Here is an 18,805-nt window from a genome sequence, read left to right as displayed (position 1 = left end):
AGCGGTGTACCTGTCACCAGCCAAGGCGCACAGGCGTTTCCGGGTGGACGAGTTCGACCACCGGCAGGCCCTGGTCGTGGGCAGCGACGGCCCGTGCGACCGTCACCCGGGCGCCCACCGCCACGACGACCGGTGCCGTTCCGGTGACCTGGCAGAGCAGGTTGAAGCCCTCGTCCATCGCGACGAACCAGGTGTTCTGCTGGACCTGGCCGTTACGGCGGACCACGACTCCGGCACCCGCACTGCGTTCCCGGCCGAAGGCCACGGCGCCGCACGCACGGCAGTACGAGCGCCGGTAGGCGGGAGTGCCGCACCAGAGGCAGCGCTGGAAGAAGAGGCTTTTCCCGAGCCCGGTGTCGTCCCGGGTTTCCGTCTGGAGCATCGCGGCCTCCCGCACGCAATTCGGTGACCGGAAAAAGGTGACCGGAATCCGATGTCCCTTTCACCCTGGCCCTGGCCCCGAGCGCCGGTCAACGACGACCTGGCGCATCTTTGTGCGTGGAAAGCGATCCGTCCGCGCACCCGGTGTATCCACCAATGACTACGATCGGACTCCCGGCATGTCCCTGGCCGGCCGCTGGACGATGACGATGTGAACCCGCGGAGGATGAGATCACCATGACGAATCGGGACGGCGCGATCGGCGCTCTCCTGCCCCGTGACATTCCCGCGCGGGACATCATCACCTTCGCCAGGCGGGCGGAGGAGCACGGCTTCGACGAGCTGTGGGTGGTGGAGGATCTCGGATACCGGGGCGGGCTGGTGCAGGCGGCCACCGTCCTCGCCGCCACGACGCGGATCCGCGTCGGCGTCGGGCTGCTGCCGGCCGCCGCCCGCAATGTCGCCTTCGCCGCGATGGAGATAGCGAGTCTCGTGCAACTGCATCCCGATCGCGTGGACATCGCCGTCGGCCACGGCATGCCCGCGTGGATGCGCAGCGTCGGGGCATGGCCCAAGAGCCCCCTCACGCTCCTGAGCGAATACATCACCGTCCTGAAATCGGTACTGAGCGGCCGGCCCGTGCACCACGACGGGCAGTACGTCCGCATCGACGGCACGCACCTGCACGAGACCGCGACACCGGTCACCGCCCCCGCCGTCCTGGCCGGCGTGCGCGGCCCCAAGTCCCTGGCCGTCTCCGGCGACGTGGCCGACGGCACCCTCCTCGCGGAGCCGGTCACCCCCGCCTATGTTCGCGAGGCCCTCAAGCACATCGCCCCGACCCGCCCGCACCGTGTGGTCGCCTACAACATCGCGGCGGTCGACGAGGACCCCGCCGTCGCCCTGACAGCGGTCCGCCCCGCCCTCGAAGTGGTGGGAGAACCGGACTGGCGGCCCCACATCACTCCGCTGCCCTTCTACGACGAACTCGTCGCCTTGCGCTCCCGCTGCGACAGCCCCCAGGACTTCGCCCGCGCCCTGCCGGACGACTGGGTGGCGCAGCTCGCCGTGGCCGGCACGCCGGGGCAGGCCAGGTCCAGGGTGACGGATCTGTTCGCCGCGGGCGTCAGCAGTGCCGTCCTCACCCCGGTGGGCGACGACTACCTGGCGTCACTGGATGCGCTCGCGGCGATCCTGTGAGCAGTCCTCCGGCACGCGTGAAAGAGCAAGCTTCTTGATGGACCCGGCCACCCGCCGCCGCCGAGCGGCGCTGTTCGTCTTCTTCCTCATACCCGGCCTGTCGATCTCCTCGTGGGTGACCCGGACGCCGGACATCCGGGACCAACTCGACGTTTCGACGGCGCAGATGGGCATCGTGCTGTTCGGTCTTTCGGTCGGCTCGATGATCGGCATTCTCAGCTCAGGAACGCTCGTGGCCAGGTTCGGCACCCGGCCCGTCATGGGCGTCGCGACGCTGCTGGTCATTCTGAGCATGGCGGTCATCGGCGGCGGGACGATGCTGTCCTCCGCCCCCGCGACCACCGCCGGGCTGTTCCTCTTCGGGGCCGGAATGGGTGGTGGGGAGGTGGCCATCAACATCGACGGCGCCGACGTCGAGCGGATCACGGGGCGGACGGTCCTGCCCACGCTCCACGGGTTCTTCAGCCTGGGCACCGTCGTGGGGGCCGGGTTCGGCATTCTGTGCACCGCTGTCTCCTGGCCGGTGCAGTGGCACCTGACCGGCATGGCGGCCGTCACGGCGGTCATGTTCGCCCATGCCTTCCGTGCCATTCCCCACGCGGTCGGCCGGACCCGGGCCGACGGCGGCTCACGGCCTGACGCCGACGCGGCGCGGGCCGAGGCGCGGGTCTGGAAGGACCCGCGGCTGCTGCTGATCGGCGGTGTCATCCTGGCCATGGCGCTGGCCGAGGGGTCCGCCAACGACTGGCTGCCCCTGCTCATGGTCGACGGCCACGGCATGGACCCGGCCCTGGGGTCAGCCGTCTACACGGGCTTCGCCGCCGCCATGACCATCGGCCGTTTCGGCGGCGGGCTCCTCATCGACCGGCTCGGCCGCGCTCCCGTCGTCCGGGCCAGCGCCGTCTGCGCGACTCTGGGTATCGCCGTCGTGGTCTTCGCCGACTCGGCCCTCCTCGCGGGGGCCGCCGTTCTCCTCTGGGGCCTGGGAGCTTCGCTCGGTTTCCCGGTCACCCTCTCGGCGGCCGGTGACTCGGGGCCCGACTCGGCCGCGCGCGTCAGCCTTGTGGCGATGATCGGCTACGTCGCGTTCCTCGTCGGGCCCCCGTGTCTCGGTTTCCTCGGCGAGCACTACGGGCTGCGCGTCGCCATGATCGTCGTCCTCGCCTTCACCGCCGTGGCGATCGTCCTCGCTCCCGCCGTCGGCAGGCGACCCGCCGCGGCCTCACCGGCCACCGAGCCGGCCCCCCGGCCGTGAGGGAGTGAGGCCGTGAGGGAGTGAGGGCGGAGTGCCTCACCGGTCCTGCGACAGGGCGACGAGCTCAGCGAAGAGTCCTTGGGCGTTCGCCAACTCCTCGTACGTGCCCTGTTCGATGACCCGGCCCTGGTCCATGACGAGGATGCGGTCGGCGAGCCTGGTGTTCTCGAGTTGGTGGGTGACCACGATCGTCATGCGCTCGGCGGCGATGCGCTTGATCTCCAGGAAGATGGCGTGCTCGCCGCGGGCGTCCATCTGCGAGGTCGGTTCGTCCAGGATCAGCAGCGGGGTCCGCCGGTAGAGCACGCGGCCGCACGCGAGGCGCTGCCACTGCCCGCCGGACAACTCGGCGCCGCCCCACAGTTCTTTGGCGAGAAGGGTGTCGAGTCGCCGGGGCAGTTTCTCGATCGCCTCGCGCATGCCGACGGCGTCGACGACATCCCACACCGGTCCGTCGTCGTTCGTCCGTGGCTGGCCCAGGGTGATGTTCTCGCGGGCGCGCAGGGGCCAGCAGGCGAAGTTCTGGGGGACGAGCGCGGTGCGGTTCCACACGGCTTCGGGATCGGCCCCGGCGAGGTCGATGTCGTCCCACAGGACACGGCCCTTGTCGGCGAGCAGGATGCCGGTGATGAGTTTCGTCAGGGTCGACTTGCCCGAGCCGTTCTCGCCGACGACGGCCAGGATCTCGCCGCGGCGCAGCGTGAGCGACACTCCCGCGACGGCGGGTTCCTCCTTGCCCGGGTACCGGAACACGACCTCGTCGAGACGGATCTGGTCCACGCGTTCCGGGATGGTCGATTTCCCGCGCCTGGGGGCGCGTTCCTGTGCCATGTCGAGGAAGGAGCGCATGTCGGCGAGGTAGAGCGAGGTGTGGAACAGGGCGGCACCGTGGATGACGAACTGGGACAGGGCGGCCAGTGTGGTCTGGACGGCGATCACCGCGGTGGCCGCGACGGGCAGCGCGATACGGCCGGTGGCGGCCAGCCAGGCGAGGGCGGACCAGGTGCACAGCAGGAAGGTCCCGCCCAGGGCTCCGGCCCCCAGGGAGATGTGCAGCATGCGCGGCGCGGCGGTCAGGGTGCGCCGGTCGATCCGGTCGGACAGGGCGCGGTACCAGTAGGTGAGGTAGCCGGTCATGCCGTTGGCGCGGACCTCGTCGCCGAAGCGGGAGTAGGTGGCCCACCAGCGCATCATGGAGCGCACGTTGCGGTCACCGAGGTTGAGGTAGTGGGTCTCGTAGTCGACGCGCGCGGACAGCACGGCTCCGGCGCCGGCAGGGAGGACTGCCAGCAGGAGGAGGGGGAGCAGCAGCGGGTGCAGCGTCGTGACCACGCCGCTCGCGGCGATCATCCGGATCAGGGCGGACAGGAAACGCTGGGCGTCCTGGACCATCAGCCGGGTGCGGGTGACGCCGATCTCGGCGGCCTCCTGCCGGTCGGCGAACCCGTCCTCGCCGTAGGCGCTCGACTCCACGCGGCACACGGCGGTCACGAGCGCGATGTCCGCCTCGGTCATCAGAAGCGGGGTGATCCTCCCGTCGGCGTACGAGGACAGGGCACTGCTGACGCGACCGATGGCGGCGGCCGCCGTCACGACGATCAGGGCGGGCAGCGCCGCGTGCAGGCGTTCGGACACCGTGCCGGTCCCGAGGACGTGGGTCATCGCCAGTGCGGTGAAGGCCAGGACGACGGCGGCCGCGGTGCCGGTGAGCAACTGGCAGACGAGGAGCAGAACGACGCCGGGCCTGTCGACGGCCCAGGCCATCCGGGCGGTGTGTGCGAGCACGGAGGGCAGCCGGCGGCACATCGCGCCGAACCCGGCGTCCGCCAGCGGGTTCTTGCCGAACTTGCCCTCGAAGCTGATGGTGGCCGGCGGTGGAGGGGGCGGCGTCTTCGCGTTGTCGGTCGAGGTGTCAGTCACAGTCACCTGCATCCCTCCTCAGGGACGATGCCGCGCCTGGGTGGCTCGGCGGTGCACGGCCTAACGACCCGGCACGGGAATCGAACGCGAGCGATTCCGGACGCGTGCGGCCCCGGACACAGCAAGGGATCGAAGGCGGGAACGCCGCGTTGAAGCCGCCGTCGGACGGCAGGAGTTGTCCGAAACACCGAGGTCCGAAACGCGAGTGACGGGTGAGGTTCGAAGATTCCCGCCGCGTGTCTCCGGGCTCCCTCGCGCGGATCAGCGAAGCGCGCTGACCGCGTACAGGGCGCCGAGCGCCGTCGCCAGGGTCCCGAGCACGAGACGGAGGAGGGGCTCGGGCAGGTGGGGCTGGAGGCGGGCTCCGAGGTAGCCGCCGATGAGACCCCCGAGGCCGCAGGACAGGCCGAGGAACCAGTCGGGGGCGATGCTGCCGCTGTGGGCCAGGGACAGCAGGGCGTAGGTGGCGGCGCCGACCACGGAGGTGGCGAAGGTGGAGGCGAGTGCGGCCGGGGCGACCCTGGTGACGGGGACGCCGCGTCCGACCAGGACGGGGCCGAGGATCGAGCCGCCGCCGATGCCGTAGACACCGCCCACCACGCCGACCGCGAGCGCCAGGCGGGTCACCGTCCGGGGCGCGGGCTCGGGGCGCCGGATCTCCGGGGGTGCGGGGCGCAGGGTCCGGGCGATGAGCCAGCCGCCGAGCGGCAGCATCAGCGCGGCGACCAGGAGGCGGAAGACGCCCGGCCCCGGAAGGGCGAACACGCGGATGACCGCCCCCAGCACGACACCGGGCAGAGTGCCCAGCACCAGGCGGCGGACGAGCGGTCCCGCCAGGGCGCCGTCGCGCCGGTAGCGCAGCAGGGCGCCGGGCCCCGCCACCACGTTGTAGAGCAGGTTCGTGGGCGTGACAGCCGGGTTGGGCACGGCGAAGACGCTGAGCTGCACCGGGAGCAGGAACACCGCCCCGGAGACCCCGACCGGCGCGGTCACCACGGCTATGAGCATGCCGACCGCGAGGCCGGCCGCCCCCAGTTCCCACTCCACCCGATGCCCCCGCGCTCCCTTGTCCCGCCCGGCTTTCCGGCGCCAGCGTAGATCGTGGCCCGTCACCGCCCGGTTCCAGGGCGCTGAAACCATCGTGAAACCACGCTGAATGCGCCCTGCCGCAAGCTCTGCCGCATGACCACAACGACATCGCACTCTCTCGCCATCGCGGCCAAGGGGCTGCGCAAGGCCTACGGGGACAAGACGGTCCTCGACGGCATCGACCTGGCGGTGCCGGCCGGCACGGTCTTCTCCCTGCTCGGTCCGAACGGCGCCGGCAAGACCACCGCCGTCAAGATCCTCTCCACCCTCATCACCGCCGACGCCGGCGAACTACGGGTGGGCGGCCACGACCTGGCCGCCGACCCGCAGGCCGTGCGTGCGGCGATCGGTGTCACCGGCCAGTTCTCCGCCGTCGACGGGCTGATCACCGGCGAGGAGAACATGCTCCTCATGGCGGACCTGCACCACCTGCCCAGGCAGGAGGGGCGGCGGGTGGCCGCCGAACTGCTGGAACGGTTCGACCTCACCGAGGCGGCGAAGAAGCCCGCCTCCACCTACTCAGGCGGCATGAAGCGCCGCCTCGACATCGCCATGACCCTGGTCGGGAACCCGCGGATCATCTTCCTCGACGAGCCCACCACCGGCCTCGACCCCCGCTCCCGTCACACCATGTGGGGCATCATCCGCGAACTGGTCTCCGACGGGGCGACCGTCTTCCTCACCACCCAGTACCTGGAGGAGGCCGACGAACTCGCCGACCGCATCGCGGTGCTGAACGACGGCGGGATCGCCGCCGAGGGCAGCGCCGAGGAACTCAAGCGGCTCATCCCCGGCGGGCATGTGCGGCTGCGCTTCACCGACCCGGACGCCTACCGCTCGGCCGCCTCCGCGCTGCGCGAGGTCACCGGCGACGACGAGGCACTGGCGCTGCAGATCCCGAGCGACGGCAGCCAGCGCGAGCTGCGCTCCATCCTCGACTGGCTCGACACGGCCGGCGTCGAGGCGGACGAGCTGACCGTGCACACCCCCGACCTCGACGACGTGTTCTTCGCCCTGACCGGCCCCACCAACGTCCCCAGCCAGCCCAGCCAGCCCAAGGAGAACGTCCGATGAGCGCCCTCTCCCTCGCCGTCCGCGACTCGTCCACGATGCTGCGCCGCAACCTGCTGCACGCCCGCCGCTATCCGTCGATGACGCTGAACCTGCTGCTCACGCCGATCATGCTGCTGCTGCTCTTCGTCTACATCTTCGGCGACGTGATGAGCGCGGGCATCGGCGGCAGCGGCGCCGACCGCTCCGACTACATCGCCTACATCGTCCCGGGCCTGCTGATGATGACCATCGGCAGCACGGTGATCGGGGCCGCGATCGCCGTCTCCATGGACATGACCGAAGGCCTCATCGCCCGCTTCCGGACAATGGCGATCTACCGGGGCTCTCTGCTCATCGGGCACGTCGTCGGCAGCGTGCTGCAGGTGCTCGCCAGCCTGGTCCTGGTCAGTGCCGTCGCCGTCGCGATGGGCTTCCGCTCCACCGACGCAACCCCGCTGGAATGGCTCGCGGCGTTCGGCCTGCTCGCCCTGTTCTCCCTCGCCCTCACCTGGATCGCCGTCGGCATGGGGATGGCCAGCCCGAATCCCGAGGCGGCCAGCAACATGGCCATGCCGCTGATCCTTCTCCCGCTCATCTCCAGCGCCTTCATCCCCGCCGACACCATGCCGGGCTGGTTCCAGCCGATCGCCGAGTACCAGCCCTTCACCCCCGCCATCGAGACCCTGCGCGGTCTGCTCCTGGGGACCGAGATCGGCGGCAACGGCTGGATCGCCGTCGCCTGGTGCGTCGGCCTGAGCGCGCTCGGCTACCGCTGGTCCACGGCACAGTTCAACCGCGACCCGAAGTAGCGGCGACCGCCATGACGGCGCGGGCCGCATCCCGCAACTCGCTCCGCTCCAGGGCGGCGTACTCCGACACCGCGTCGGCGTAGGCCGCCCTGTCGGCTTTCTCGGCCGCCCGCCGGGCCCGGGCCGCCGACATCGTCGGCTGATAGTCGCGCAGCACCCGCAGCCGTTCGGCCAGCGCGATCATCCGTACGGCCGAGGAGTCGCCGGAGGCGAGCCCCGCCATGCCGAGGGCGTGCAGCGCCGTCCCGTACCGGAACTCCATGGGCGAGCCGGCCGGACCGTCGAGCATGGTCCGCAGCTCCTGCCGCAGCCGGTCGACCACGTCCGCGACCAGCTCGAGACGGCCGACATGCGCGTGCGCCGTCACCGCCGCCGACTGGATCTGCAGCACCCACCGGTCGTAGAAGGGATCACCGCCGTCCACCGGAGCGGCCTCGGCCATCCCCTCCACGGCGCTGCGCCACAGGCCGAGTCCGACCTCCGTCAGCCCGCGGGCGAGCGCGATCTCGGCGCGCCCGCCGAGGCCGGGGCTGTGGACGTCGTCCTGCAGCGGGGCGTTGTGGCCCTCCGCCTGCCGCAGCCAGTACTCGGCCTCGTCGGGGTCGCCGCGGTGCAGGCAGGCGAGGACGAGGCCACTGCGTATGCCGATGGAGTCGTGCTCGTCACCGAGCCGCGGCAGCGCCTCCAGCGCCGCCTTGAGATGCTCGTACGCGGCCTCGCCCTGCTCCGTCCTCAGGCACAGCTCGCCCAGCCGGGCGTGACCCATGACCTGCAGGAAGGGATTGTCGACCGGCGCGAGTGCGGCGATGATCCGCCGGGCCGAGGCGTACGCGCGGTCGATGTCGTGCTCGTACTCCCAGACGTAGGTGGCGACGCACTCGGCGATGCCGGCGAGCAGCGGCTGCTCGCTGTCGCAGAGTTCGCGCAGCACCTCGTAGTCGGGCGGCAGCATCTCGGGAACCGCGCCCAGCACGATCGCGATGGCGCGCACCAGGGTGTCCGGCGGGGCCGGGGGCAGCCGCCGGAGGGTGACGAGCTGGCGTACGACGTGCGGGCCGTAGCCCATGAAGAGGGTCGCCGTGGACAACACCGCGGCGGCGCGGGCGACTTCGACGTACTCGGGCTCGGGGTGGTAGTGCGACAGGGGCGGGCCGGTCTCCGCGGCGAGGGTGGTGAGGCGGGTGAACTTGGAGCCGATGGACCACAGGGCGGTGAGGACCGCGGTGAGGGCGGCGATGGCGGGGCCGTCCGTACGGGCCAGGGCGTGCCGCAGGGCCGGCACGAGGTTGTCCTGCTCGGCCCTGACCCGCTCCCAGGCGGACAGTGGCCCCGAGCCGAAGAACCAGTCGTGGTGCGCGACGCCGAAGTCCCGCGCCCAGGCGAGGAACCGGTCGACGGCCTCCTCGTCCTCGCCCGCCTCCGTGCGCCGGGCCGCGCTGAACTCCCGTACGGTCTCCAGCATCCGGAACCGCACACCGGCCGGGGCGTCGGCGACGGTGAGCAGCGACTGGTCGGCCAGCTGCTCCAGCAGGGACAGCGCGTCGTCGCCCAGCACATGCTCCGCCGTCTCACCGGTGAAGCCGCCCGGGAAGACGGACAGCAGGCGCAGCGCCGCCCTGGCCTCCTCGTCGAGGAGGTTCCAGCTCCAGTCCACGACCGCGTGCAGGGTGCGGTGACGTTCCGGCGCGTCCCGCGCCCCGCCGCGCAGGAGCGCGAACCGGTCGCCGAGGCGGCGGGCGATCTCCGGCACCGACAGCACCCGTACCCGCGCCGCCGCCAGTTCCACGGCGAGCGGCAGCCCGTCGAGGTGGCGGCACAGTCCGGCCACCTCGTCCGTCGGCAGCCGCACGCCGGGCCGGGCGGCCCGGGCCCGCTGGGTGAACAGCTCGATGGAGGTGGCCAGTTCCAGCTCCGGCAGCGCGTACACCGCCTCCGACGTGAGGCCGAGGGGCGCTCGGCTCGTGGCGAGCACCCGCAGGTCCTTCGACGCGGAGACCAGTGCCCGGACCAGGTCGGCGGCGCCCCGGACGATCTGCTCGCAGTTGTCCAGCACCAGCAGAGCGGGCCCGGGGCCGAGCACGCCGAGGATGCCGGACACGGGGTCGTGGCCGCTCATGGCGGCACCGGGCCGCCCCTCACCCGCGCCGAGCGCGGAGGCCACCTCCGCGGTCACGTCCGCGTCCGCGGTGACGCCGGCGAGCGGCACGAAATACACCACGCGCTGCTCGGCCCGGCGGCTGACGGCGTGCGCGAGCCGGGTCTTGCCGAGGCCGCCGGGTCCGGCGACGGTGACGGCGCGGGAGGCGCGCAGCAGCCGTTCCACCGCCGCGATGTCCTCGTCCCGGCCGAGGAGCGGGTTCGGCTCGTGCGGCACGCCGTGTCTGACCGCCGGGGCCTCGCCGCGCAGCAGCTCCCGCTGTACGGTCTTGAGCCCGGCGCCGGGATCGGTGCCGAGCTCGTCGCGCAGCTCGCGGCGGTAGGCCTCGTACCGCGTCAGCGCGGCGGAGGGGCCGGCCGTCGCGGCCTCGGCGCGCAGCAGTTCGGCGAGCACTTCCTCGTCGCGGGGATGCTCCGCGGCGGCCGCGGCCAGCGGTCCGGCCGCCTCCGCGTGGCGTCCGAGGCGGGCGAGCGCGAGGGCCCGCGCGCGGACGAGCGCACCACGCACGGGTGCGCGTTCGACGCGCAGCGCTGCCAGGGGGTCGTCGGTGTCCTCGGCCTCGCCAGGGGTGCCCTCCCAGAGCGCGAGTCCGGCCTCGGCGGCCGCCAGCGATCCGGCGTGGTCTCCGGCCCTGGCCCGGTCCGCGCCGGCGGCGGCGTGCCGCAGCAGGGCGGCGCTGTCGACCTGGTCCTCGGCGAGGGTGAGCCGGTATCCCGTCGGCGTGCTGGCGATGACGTCGGCGCCCAGCTGCCCCCGCGCCCTGGAGACGAGGACTTGCAGCGCCTTTCCCGGCCGCTCCGGCAGCTCGTCCGGCCACAGCCCCGCCACGAGCCGGTCGGTGCTGCAGCCGGTGCGCAAGTCGCCCGCGAGCAGCGCGAGGAGGTTGCGGAGCCGGGGCGCGGTGACCTCCTGTCCGCGGTAGGCGACACGCGGCAGCAGGGTCAGGTCGGTGGTCACCCGGGCAGATTAGCCGTGGTCCGGCCAAGGGAACTCCCTGCGCCGGGTCGCGGGGTCGCCTCCGACGACCTGGGCCCGGCCGGCCATCATCGCCGGGAAGCCCTGGCGGGCGACGTCGGTGGCGCCGGGCATGAGCGTGGTGACGCCGACGCCGTGTTCCGGTGATCAGGATGCGGCCGCTGCGGTTGACTTGCCTGGCAGCCGAATAAGTGAACTCACTTCAAGTTCACCGGCGAACATGCGACATGCACCCCTCACCGCAAGCGGTAGACGAGTTAACATCGTCGTGATACAAGTTCAGTTCATGGACCAGACACCCGCCCGGAATGAGGCGGATCAGGCGCCCCGCCCCGGCGCGGTGACGATCGGCCGTGAAGTCCGGCCGATCGCCTACCCCCGCGGCGAGATCCAGGCGACCGACTTCCGCATTGCCGAAGCCGCGGTGCGGCGGCCGGGACCGGGCGAGGTGCTGGTCCGGAACACATGGACGTCCGTCGACGCCGCCCTCCGGCTGCGACTCAGGAAGACGGCCCCACCCGGATACTTTCCGGCCTTCCCCCTCGAACAGGCCATGGACGGGATCATGACCGTCGGGGAGGTCGTCGAGTCGCGGGCCGCCGGGTTCGCTCCCGGTGACACGGTGTCGCACGCCTCCGGCTGGCGCGACTACGCGGTCATCGAGGCGGGGAAGCGGGCGCTCGGCGGAGTCGGCACCCTCACCAAGCTCGACGTACGCGTCGCACCGCCCCAGGCACACCTCGGTGTGCTCGGCGCCACCGGCCTCACCGCCTACGCCGGCCTCTTCCACGTGGCGCAGCTGCGCGACGGCGACGTCGTCTGGGTCTCCGCCGCGGCCGGAGCCGTCGGCAGCCTCGTCGCACAGCTGGCGAAGATCCGCGGCCATCGCGTCATCGGCAGCGCCGGTTCCGGGGAGAAGGTGCGCTATCTCCTGGAGGAGCTGGGCCTGGACGCCGCGTTCGACCACCGCAGCGGCAGCCTCCCCGACCTGCTGCGCGCGGCGGCTCCGGACGGCGTGGACGTGTACTTCGACAACGTCGGCGGCGACCACCTCCAGGCCGCCCTCGGAGCGCTGCGCAGGTCGGGCCGCGTCGCCGTCTGCGGCATGATCTCGCAGTACGCGGCGGACGAGCCGCCGCACGGCCCCGACAACCTCATGCTGGCCGTGACGAAGAGCCTGACGATCCGCGGCTTCCGCGGCAGCGAACACACCCACATGCTGCCCGAGATGAAGCGGCGGATGGGCGCGTGGATCGGCGAGGGCCGCCTGCGATGGCGCGAGACGATCGTCGACGGGCTGACGCGGGCGCCGGCGGCGCTCGCGGGACTGCTGCGCGGCGACAACACCGGAAAGACGCTCGTACGGATCGACGGGGTGCCCGAGCGCGCCGCCGGCCGAGGCGGCCCCGAGGGCGCCGGGAGTACCGACAGCACGAACTGACACGAGGACTGGGTGCGCATGCCGGACCACCGAAACGTCGACCTGCTCGTCATCGGGGCGGGCATGGCCGGACTGACCGCGGGCGCGAGAGCCGTCCGCGAGGGACTGTCCGTCACCGTCGTCGAGATCAGCGGCGACGTCGGCGGATCCGCGCGCTACGCGGGGTACGCCTGGACCGCCCCGAGCCACGAGGCGATGGACCGGCACAACCCGGGCGGGGACGCCTCGCTCAAACGGGCGCTCGTGGACCGGTTCCAGGAGGGCATCGCGTGGATCCGGAGCACCGGGGTCGAGGCCAAGGACCCCCAGCCCATCCTCGGTTTCGGGCAGGGGCACCAGTTCGACACGAATCACTATGCCGACACCTGCCGCCGCATCATCGCCGAGGCGGGCGGTGAGCTGCTGCTCGATACCGATACCGAGCAGCTCGTCCTGGAGGACGGCGCCGTGACCGGAGCGGTACTCGTCACGGGCGAGGGCACGCGCCGGCAGGTGCGCGCCACCTCGACCCTCCTGGCCACGGGCGGCTTCCAGGGCGACGCGGAGCTCCGGAAGAAGCTCGTGCACCCTCGCGCCGGCCGGCTGGAACTGCGCTCCAACCCTCACAGCAGGGGAGCCGGCTACCGCCTGGCGACCGCCGCCGGGGCGTCGACCGGGCTGCCCGGGGCCGGCTTCTACGGACATCTGATCCCGAGCGGCGTCCCGTTCAGGGACCCCTCCGATTTCGTGGATCTGTCGCTGTACTACAGCGAACACGCGCTGCTGTTCAACGTGGACAACGAGCGGTTCACCGATGAAACGCTCGGGGACCACCTGACGGCGATGGCGCTGATGGAGCAGCCCGAGAACCGCGGGCTCCTCATCGCCGACGCCCGCGTGTTCCGCGACTGGGTGGTGGGCTCGTACGTGAAGGGGGCCGTCGCCGTGGACAAGTTCGCGCTGGCCGCCCGCAGGGGCGGCCGGGCCGGTTTCGCCGAGAACCTCGACGAGCTCGCCTGCCTTCCCGAGGAGTGGGGGTACGACGGGCCGTCCGTCCGCGCGGCCGTCGAGCGGTTCAACGCCCGGACGGCGGCCGGCGAGGAGCCGGTGCCGGGCCGCCGGCTCGACCGGGCGCCGCTCGACGAACCGCCGTACTACGTCGTAGAGGCGGTGCCCGCCCTCACCTTCCCCTTCCACGGGGTGCGCATCGACGACCGGGCGCGGGTGCTGGGAGAGGACGGCGAGCCCCTGGACGGGCTCCTCGCGGCCGGTTCGGACACCGGGGGCCTGTGGTACCGGGCCTACGCGGGTGGCATCGCGTCGGCCCTCGTGTTCGGACTCACCGCGGCGCACACCGCGACACTGCGCGCCGCCCCCGAGGGGCAAAGGGGCCCCGGCTGACGGGAGCGGCAGCCCAGAACGCCGAGAGGCTTGTGCGGATCGACGGTGTCGCGCATCTTGAGAACGCCGCCGGCACACGCGGCCCAACCCGATGCCGTTGCCGCAGAACTGAAATGACTTCAACAGCGACCGCGGGCTGGATGCCCGACCGGCCCGCCCCACCCGCCAACCAGCCTTTCACCAGCTAGGGGCGGCTATCCACAAACCTCCTCCCCGCGCCGCTTGCGCACTCTATTGCCTAACCTAGTTCAGTTTGGTAACTTCCGTGAACCTTGACGTTCTTCGCCCTGGCCCAAGGGAGCCGAGAATGAGATCAGATCCACGACGGCGTGGGGCTTTGCTCATCCTGCTGACGATCACCTCACTGCTGGCCACCGCATGCGGCGGTGGAAACGACGACGACGCCGAGTCGAAGGTCGTGCCCGCCTCGGCGGGCATGAGCGAACTGGTCGCCGCAGCGAAGAAGGAAGGAAAGGTCACTGTCTACTCGGCCCAGGACCTGACAGCCCTCAACAACCTCGCGAAGGCCTTCGAGGCCAAGTATCCGGGGATCGACGTCAACACGGTCCGGGGCGTCGACGGTGACCTCGGCGTGAAGGTCGAGACGGAGTTCAACACCGGCAAGGGCATCGCCGACATGTACGTCAGCGCGAGCCTGTCCTGGGTGAAACCGCAGGCCGAGGCCAAGCGCTTCCTGGCGCCGACCGGCCCCGAACTGACCGGCAAGGGCGACTACGACGCCAAGAAGTACGTCCACGAGGGCAACTACTTCGAGACCAACTCCGCGGTGCTCACCTTCGGCTGGAACACCAAGCTCTACCCCCAGGGGCTGACCGACTACACGGGCCTGCTCGACCCGTCGCTCAAGGGCGGAAAGATCGGCGTCATCGAGCCGACGGCGCCGTCGATCGTCGACTTCTACCTGTGGCTGGAGGAGAAGTACGGCGCCGGCTTCGTCAAGAGGCTGGCCGCTCAGAAGCCGCGCATCTACCCCAGCTCCCTGCCCATGGGCGAGGCCCTGACGTCCGGTGAGATCGCCGCCGGCAGCTTCGTCGCCCCGATCACGCTCGAGCCCGCCAAGAAGAAGGGCGCGCCCGTCGACTACCGCATGGCGCCGAACGGCGCATGGGGTGCCCGGTACTACGGGATGGTGCTGGAGAGCGCCCCGCACCCCAACGCCGGGCAGCTCTTCGCCAACTTCATGGTGACCGCCGAGGGACAGAAGCTGATCACGCCGTCCGCCGGCTCGGTGCTGCCCAAGATCCCCGGCACGGTGATCACCAACGACAAGGTCCGGGTGCAGGACCCGGCCAAGCTCACACCGGACGCCGTGGCCACGTACCAGAAGAAGTGGAAGTCCCTCTTCCAGTAGAAGTCCCGCTGCCCCGTGCGAGCTGAAGTAAGGAGTTGTCCGTGTCCCACGTGCGCATCGAGGGTCTGACGAAAAGGTTCGCCGGCAAACCGCCCGCGGTCGCCGTGGACGATCTGTCACTGGAGATCGAACCGGGCGAGTTCATCGTGCTCCTCGGCCCGAGCGGATGTGGGAAGACCACGACCCTGCGCTGTCTGGCCGGTCTGGAGACACCCGACGAGGGACGCATCTCGCTGGGCGACCGGACCGTGCTGGACCTGCGTGACAAGGTCGACCTGCCGCCGAACAAACGGAACATCGGGATGGTGTTCCAGTCGTACGCGCTGTGGCCGCACATGACCGTGCGCCGCAACATCGGCTATCCGCTGCGAACCCGGCGGGTGGCCCGCGAGGAGGCGCGCGAGCGGATCGAGGAGGCGGCGCGGCTCGTCGACTGCGCCGCCCTCCTCGACCGCTACCCGGCACAGCTCAGCGGCGGTCAGCAGCAGCGGGTCGCCCTGGCCCGGGGCCTCGCCGCCCGGCCCGATCTGGTGCTCTTCGACGAGCCGCTGAGCAACCTCGACGCCCGGCTGCGCGACCAGGTCCGCGCCCAGCTGCACGAACTGCACGCGCGGCTGGGCTTCACCGCCGTGTTCGTCACCCATGACCAGAGCGAGGCGCTGGCCCTCGGCGACCGTCTGGCGATCATGAGGGCGGGGCGGATCGAGCAACTCGACACCCCGGAGCGGGTCTTCGAGGAACCGGCCACCGAGTACGTCGCCGGGTTCATCGGCATGTCGAACCGCCTCGCGCTGCGGCGCACGGGCGGGGGGTGGACGGTCGCCGACGGCCCGCCCGTGGCGGGCGAGCTTCCGGTGCCCCGCTCGCACGCGGAGGTCACCGTCCGGCTGCGCCCCGACGACCTCCAGCTCAGCCCGGCCGAGGAGAAACCTCCGGTGCATGGCGCCGGCCTCGTGGCCGAGGTGGTGGACGCGCAGTTCGGAGGGCGTCACATGGACGTCGTCGTCACGATCGCGGACAGCCGGCTGCACGCCCGGGCGCCCCTCACCGGCACGCCCTGGGCCCGGGGTCTGGCGCGCGGACAGCGGGTGACCGCCTGGTTCGCCAAGGACACGGCCCTCTACTACGACGCCGACGGGGTACGGACAGCCGCGCAGACCCCCGCGACGGTGAGGGCGTGACACCGTGACCGCACCCGCCGTATCCGCGCCCCCCGCCACCTCGGCCCCGCCGCCGGACCCACCGCGTCCCACGACGCTCTCCCACCTGCGACGCCATCTCCCCCGGCTCGGCGCGCTCGTCTTCCTCGCCGCGATCGGCTATCTGGTGGTCGCACCACTGGTGGGCCTGCAACGGCTGGCGTTCGAGGACGACGCCCGCGGCTACAGCACCGCCTTCGACGACCCGGACATGGCGAAGACGCTGTGGACGACGGCCGGTCTCGCGCTGGGCTCGCTGACCATCGCGCTCGTCCTCGGCACGTTCCTGGCCTGGGCGGCGACCCGGCTCCCGCCCCGCCTGAGGCTGCTGCGCGTCCTGCCGATCCTGCCCATCGTGGTGCCGGCCGTGGCGTCGGTGACCGGCTGGGCGTTCCTGTTCTCGCCCCGCCCCGGCTACCTCAACGCCGCACTGCGCCGGCTGCCCTGGTGGAGCCATCTCCAGGAGGGCCCGGTCGACATCTACACGATGCCGTGGATCGTCCTCATCACGGGCTTCGGCCTGACCGCCTTCGTCTACCTGTTCGTCAGCGCCGGCTTCGGCAACATCAACGCCGAGTTGATCGAGGCGGCGCAGGTGAACGGCTCCTCGCCCGCCGGGGTGTTCTTCCGGGTGACGCTGCCGCTGCTGCGCCCGGTGCTGGTGTACGGCGGGTTCGTGGCCCTGTTGCTGGGGCTCGGCCAGTTCACGGGACCGCTGCTGCTCGGCAGGAACAACGGCATCGACGTGCTGACCACCGACATGTACGTGGCCGTGTCACAGAGCCCGGTCGACTACGGCAGGGCCGCCGCGATCGGATCGCCGCTGCTGCTCTTCGGTATCGCCGTCGTCTTCTTCCAGAAGGTGATCCTCGGCGACCACAGCCGCTTCGTCACGCACGGCGGCAAGGCGTTCCGGTCCGGCGGACGGCCGTCGTGGGTGGCCGTCACCGGCATCGTCCTCTATGGCCTGCTGGCCCTGGCACTGCCCCTGGGCGCGCTCATCGTGGTGTCGCTCTCCTCCTTCTGGAGCGGGAAGATCCAGCCGAGCGGCTTCACGCTGGACAACTTCCGCCAGGTGTTCCAGGAGTCGGGGATCACCGACGCGATCGTCAACAGCCTCCTCACCTCGGTCATCTCCGTCGCCATCGCGCTCCCGCTCGGTTTCGTCTCCGCCTCGCTGCTGCTGAAGGGCCGCCGGTTCCGCGTCATCCGGGCCGCGGTCGACTTCATCGTGGCGATGCCGCTCGGCATCCCGGCGGTGGTCTTCGGCGCCGGGTTCCTGCTGACGTACAGCCGTGAGCCGTTCATCCTGTACGGCACCCGAACGGTGATCGTCCTCGTCTACGTCACGCTGATGCTGCCCTTCGCCACCCGGATGCAGCTGTCCGGGATGGTGGCGCTCGGTGACACCTACGTGGAGGCCTCACGGACCAGCGGGGCGGGCGCGCTGCGGACCACCACCGACATCGTGCTGCCGCTGCTGCGCCCCACGATCGCGGGGGCCGCGGCGCTGATGTTCGTGCTGCTCACCCACGAGTTCACGGCCTCGCTGCTGGTACGGGCGCCCACGACGCAGGTCATGGGCACCATCCTGTTCGACTACTGGTCCAACGGCTCCTATCCGCTGGTCGCGGCGATCGCGCTGGTCATGACGCTGGTGACCTCGGCGGGCGTCTTCGTGGCCATGTCGGTCGCGGGCTCCGACATCTTCGAGAAGCTGTGAACGGAGGCGGGGTCATGGGGTCGCTGGACGGCAGGTCGGTGCTCGTGACGGGCGCCGGCCAGGGCATCGGGCAGGCGATCGCCGTGGAGATGGCGCGCCGGGGCGCGGCGGCGGTCGCGGTCGCCGACCGGAACGAGGCCACCGCGGCCGGGACGGCCGACCTCGTCCGCGCCGCCGGGGCCGAGGCGGAGCCGGTCGTCTGCGACCTGCGCGACCGCGAGCAGGTCGAGGCCATGGTGGCCCGCGCGGCGGAACGGTTCGGTGGGCTGGACGTCCTGGTCAACAACGCCGGGGTGGTCGAGTCGGCGTTCGTGGACCGGCCTGAGGACCGTGCGGTGGACACCCTCCCCGAGGAGGTGTGGGACGCGGTGTACGAGGTCAATCTCAAGGCCGTCTGGCTCACCACGAAGTTCGCCGCCCCTCATCTGCGGCGCTCCACGCTCGGCCCGTCGATCGTCAACACGGCGTCGGTGTCCGGGCTCACGGGCTTCGCCCGGGCCCCGGTCTACGGCACCAGCAAGGCGGGCGTCATCCATCTCACCAAGGTCACCGCGGTCGACCTGGCGCCGGTGCGCTGCAACTGCCTCTGCCCCGGTGTCATCGAAACGCCCCTGGCCCGGGACTTCTTCGAGGCGGCCGACGACCGCGACGCCATGGAGCGGGAACTGACCGCGCCGCAGCTCGTCCGGCGGCTGGGACGGCCGGAGGAGGTGGCGAGGCTCGCCTGCTTCCTGGCCTCCGACGACGCGGCGTTCATCACCGGTGCCTCGTACGTCGTCGACGGCGGCGCGCTCGCGTGGCGCGGGGTCAGGGAGTGACCCGTCCACCACCAGGTACACGATCGAGAGGG

15 protein-coding genes are annotated in these 18,805 nt (G+C 71.6%); 10 read left to right on the top strand and 5 right to left on the bottom strand.

Annotation, left to right across the window (positions count from 1 at the left end; genetic code table 11):
• Window positions 1–13: 13 nt before the first annotated feature.
• Window positions 14–382 carry a PhlB family protein gene (locus AC07DF_RS09885; RefSeq protein ID WP_478968817.1) on the bottom strand — a complete coding sequence of 123 codons (369 nt, stop codon included), beginning with the start codon at window positions 380–382 and terminating at the stop codon, window positions 14–16.
• A gap of 236 nt (window positions 383–618) precedes the next feature.
• Here AC07DF_RS09885 and AC07DF_RS09880 point away from each other — a divergent pair, with 236 nt between their 5' ends.
• Window positions 619–1,581, top strand: coding sequence for an LLM class flavin-dependent oxidoreductase (locus tag AC07DF_RS09880; protein WP_478968814.1), 963 nt, complete (start codon window positions 619–621; stop codon window positions 1,579–1,581).
• 37 nt (window positions 1,582–1,618) lie between these two features.
• Window positions 1,619–2,836 (top strand): MFS transporter, encoded by a 1,218-nt coding sequence (locus tag AC07DF_RS09875; protein WP_478968811.1) that lies wholly within the window; start codon window positions 1,619–1,621, stop codon window positions 2,834–2,836.
• A 36-nt stretch (window positions 2,837–2,872) separates the two neighbouring features.
• On the opposite strand, the gene AC07DF_RS09870 is transcribed toward AC07DF_RS09875, so the two are convergent.
• The gene (locus AC07DF_RS09870; RefSeq protein WP_478968809.1) at window positions 2,873–4,762 is read right to left on the bottom strand and encodes an ATP-binding cassette domain-containing protein; all 1,890 of its coding nucleotides are present in this window, start codon (window positions 4,760–4,762) and stop codon (window positions 2,873–2,875) included.
• A gap of 255 nt (window positions 4,763–5,017) precedes the next feature.
• Window positions 5,018–5,764: a TSUP family transporter gene (locus tag AC07DF_RS09865; protein ID WP_478969482.1), complete on the bottom strand. Its 747-nt coding sequence runs from the start codon at window positions 5,762–5,764 to the stop codon at window positions 5,018–5,020.
• A gap of 174 nt (window positions 5,765–5,938) precedes the next feature.
• Between AC07DF_RS09865 and AC07DF_RS09860 the strand changes: the two genes are divergently transcribed.
• Together AC07DF_RS09860 and AC07DF_RS09855 are read left to right on the top strand one after the other, a co-directional pair.
• A complete protein-coding gene (locus AC07DF_RS09860; RefSeq protein WP_478968807.1) occupies window positions 5,939–6,919 on the top strand; it encodes an ATP-binding cassette domain-containing protein in 981 nt (326 codons plus the stop codon).
• Window positions 6,916–7,707, top strand: coding sequence for an ABC transporter permease (locus AC07DF_RS09855; protein ID WP_478968805.1), 792 nt, complete (start codon window positions 6,916–6,918; stop codon window positions 7,705–7,707). The genes AC07DF_RS09860 and AC07DF_RS09855 overlap by 4 nt, the downstream gene beginning before the upstream one ends.
• Here the strand turns inward: AC07DF_RS09855 and AC07DF_RS09850 are convergent.
• Together AC07DF_RS09850 and AC07DF_RS09845 are read right to left on the bottom strand one after the other, a co-directional pair.
• The gene (locus tag AC07DF_RS09850; protein ID WP_478968803.1) at window positions 7,688–10,822 is read right to left on the bottom strand and encodes an ATP-binding protein; all 3,135 of its coding nucleotides are present in this window, start codon (window positions 10,820–10,822) and stop codon (window positions 7,688–7,690) included. The genes AC07DF_RS09855 and AC07DF_RS09850 overlap by 20 nt on opposite strands.
• A gap of 9 nt (window positions 10,823–10,831) precedes the next feature.
• Complete coding sequence (locus AC07DF_RS09845) at window positions 10,832–10,954, bottom strand: hypothetical protein (RefSeq protein ID WP_478968801.1); 123 nt, start codon at window positions 10,952–10,954, stop codon at window positions 10,832–10,834.
• A gap of 172 nt (window positions 10,955–11,126) precedes the next feature.
• Here AC07DF_RS09845 and AC07DF_RS09840 point away from each other — a divergent pair, with 172 nt between their 5' ends.
• The 6 genes from AC07DF_RS09840 (at window position 11,127) to AC07DF_RS09815 (ending at window position 18,773) form a co-directional block, all read left to right on the top strand.
• On the top strand, window positions 11,127–12,281 hold the full coding sequence (locus AC07DF_RS09840; protein WP_478968799.1) for an NADP-dependent oxidoreductase: 1,155 nt from the start codon (window positions 11,127–11,129) through the stop codon (window positions 12,279–12,281).
• An 18-nt stretch (window positions 12,282–12,299) separates the two neighbouring features.
• Entirely contained in the window at window positions 12,300–13,661 is a 1,362-nt protein-coding gene (locus AC07DF_RS09835) for an FAD-dependent oxidoreductase (RefSeq protein ID WP_478968796.1), read from the top strand.
• A 307-nt stretch (window positions 13,662–13,968) separates the two neighbouring features.
• Window positions 13,969–15,033 carry an extracellular solute-binding protein gene (locus AC07DF_RS09830; protein ID WP_478968792.1) on the top strand — a complete coding sequence of 355 codons (1,065 nt, stop codon included), beginning with the start codon at window positions 13,969–13,971 and terminating at the stop codon, window positions 15,031–15,033.
• Window positions 15,034–15,074: 41 nt separating this feature from the next.
• A complete protein-coding gene (locus tag AC07DF_RS09825; RefSeq protein WP_478968789.1) occupies window positions 15,075–16,214 on the top strand; it encodes an ABC transporter ATP-binding protein in 1,140 nt (379 codons plus the stop codon).
• A gap of 4 nt (window positions 16,215–16,218) precedes the next feature.
• Window positions 16,219–17,955: an ABC transporter permease gene (locus AC07DF_RS09820; protein ID WP_478968787.1), complete on the top strand. Its 1,737-nt coding sequence runs from the start codon at window positions 16,219–16,221 to the stop codon at window positions 17,953–17,955.
• 14 nt (window positions 17,956–17,969) lie between these two features.
• Window positions 17,970–18,773, top strand: a complete 804-nt coding sequence (locus tag AC07DF_RS09815; protein ID WP_478968785.1) for an SDR family NAD(P)-dependent oxidoreductase — start codon at window positions 17,970–17,972, stop codon at window positions 18,771–18,773.
• Window positions 18,774–18,805: the final 32 nt, after the last annotated feature.

The sequence above is a fragment of the Streptomyces sp. NPDC044719 genome (assembly GCF_056433405.1).
This window is presented reverse-complemented; position numbering and strand designations above follow the sequence as displayed.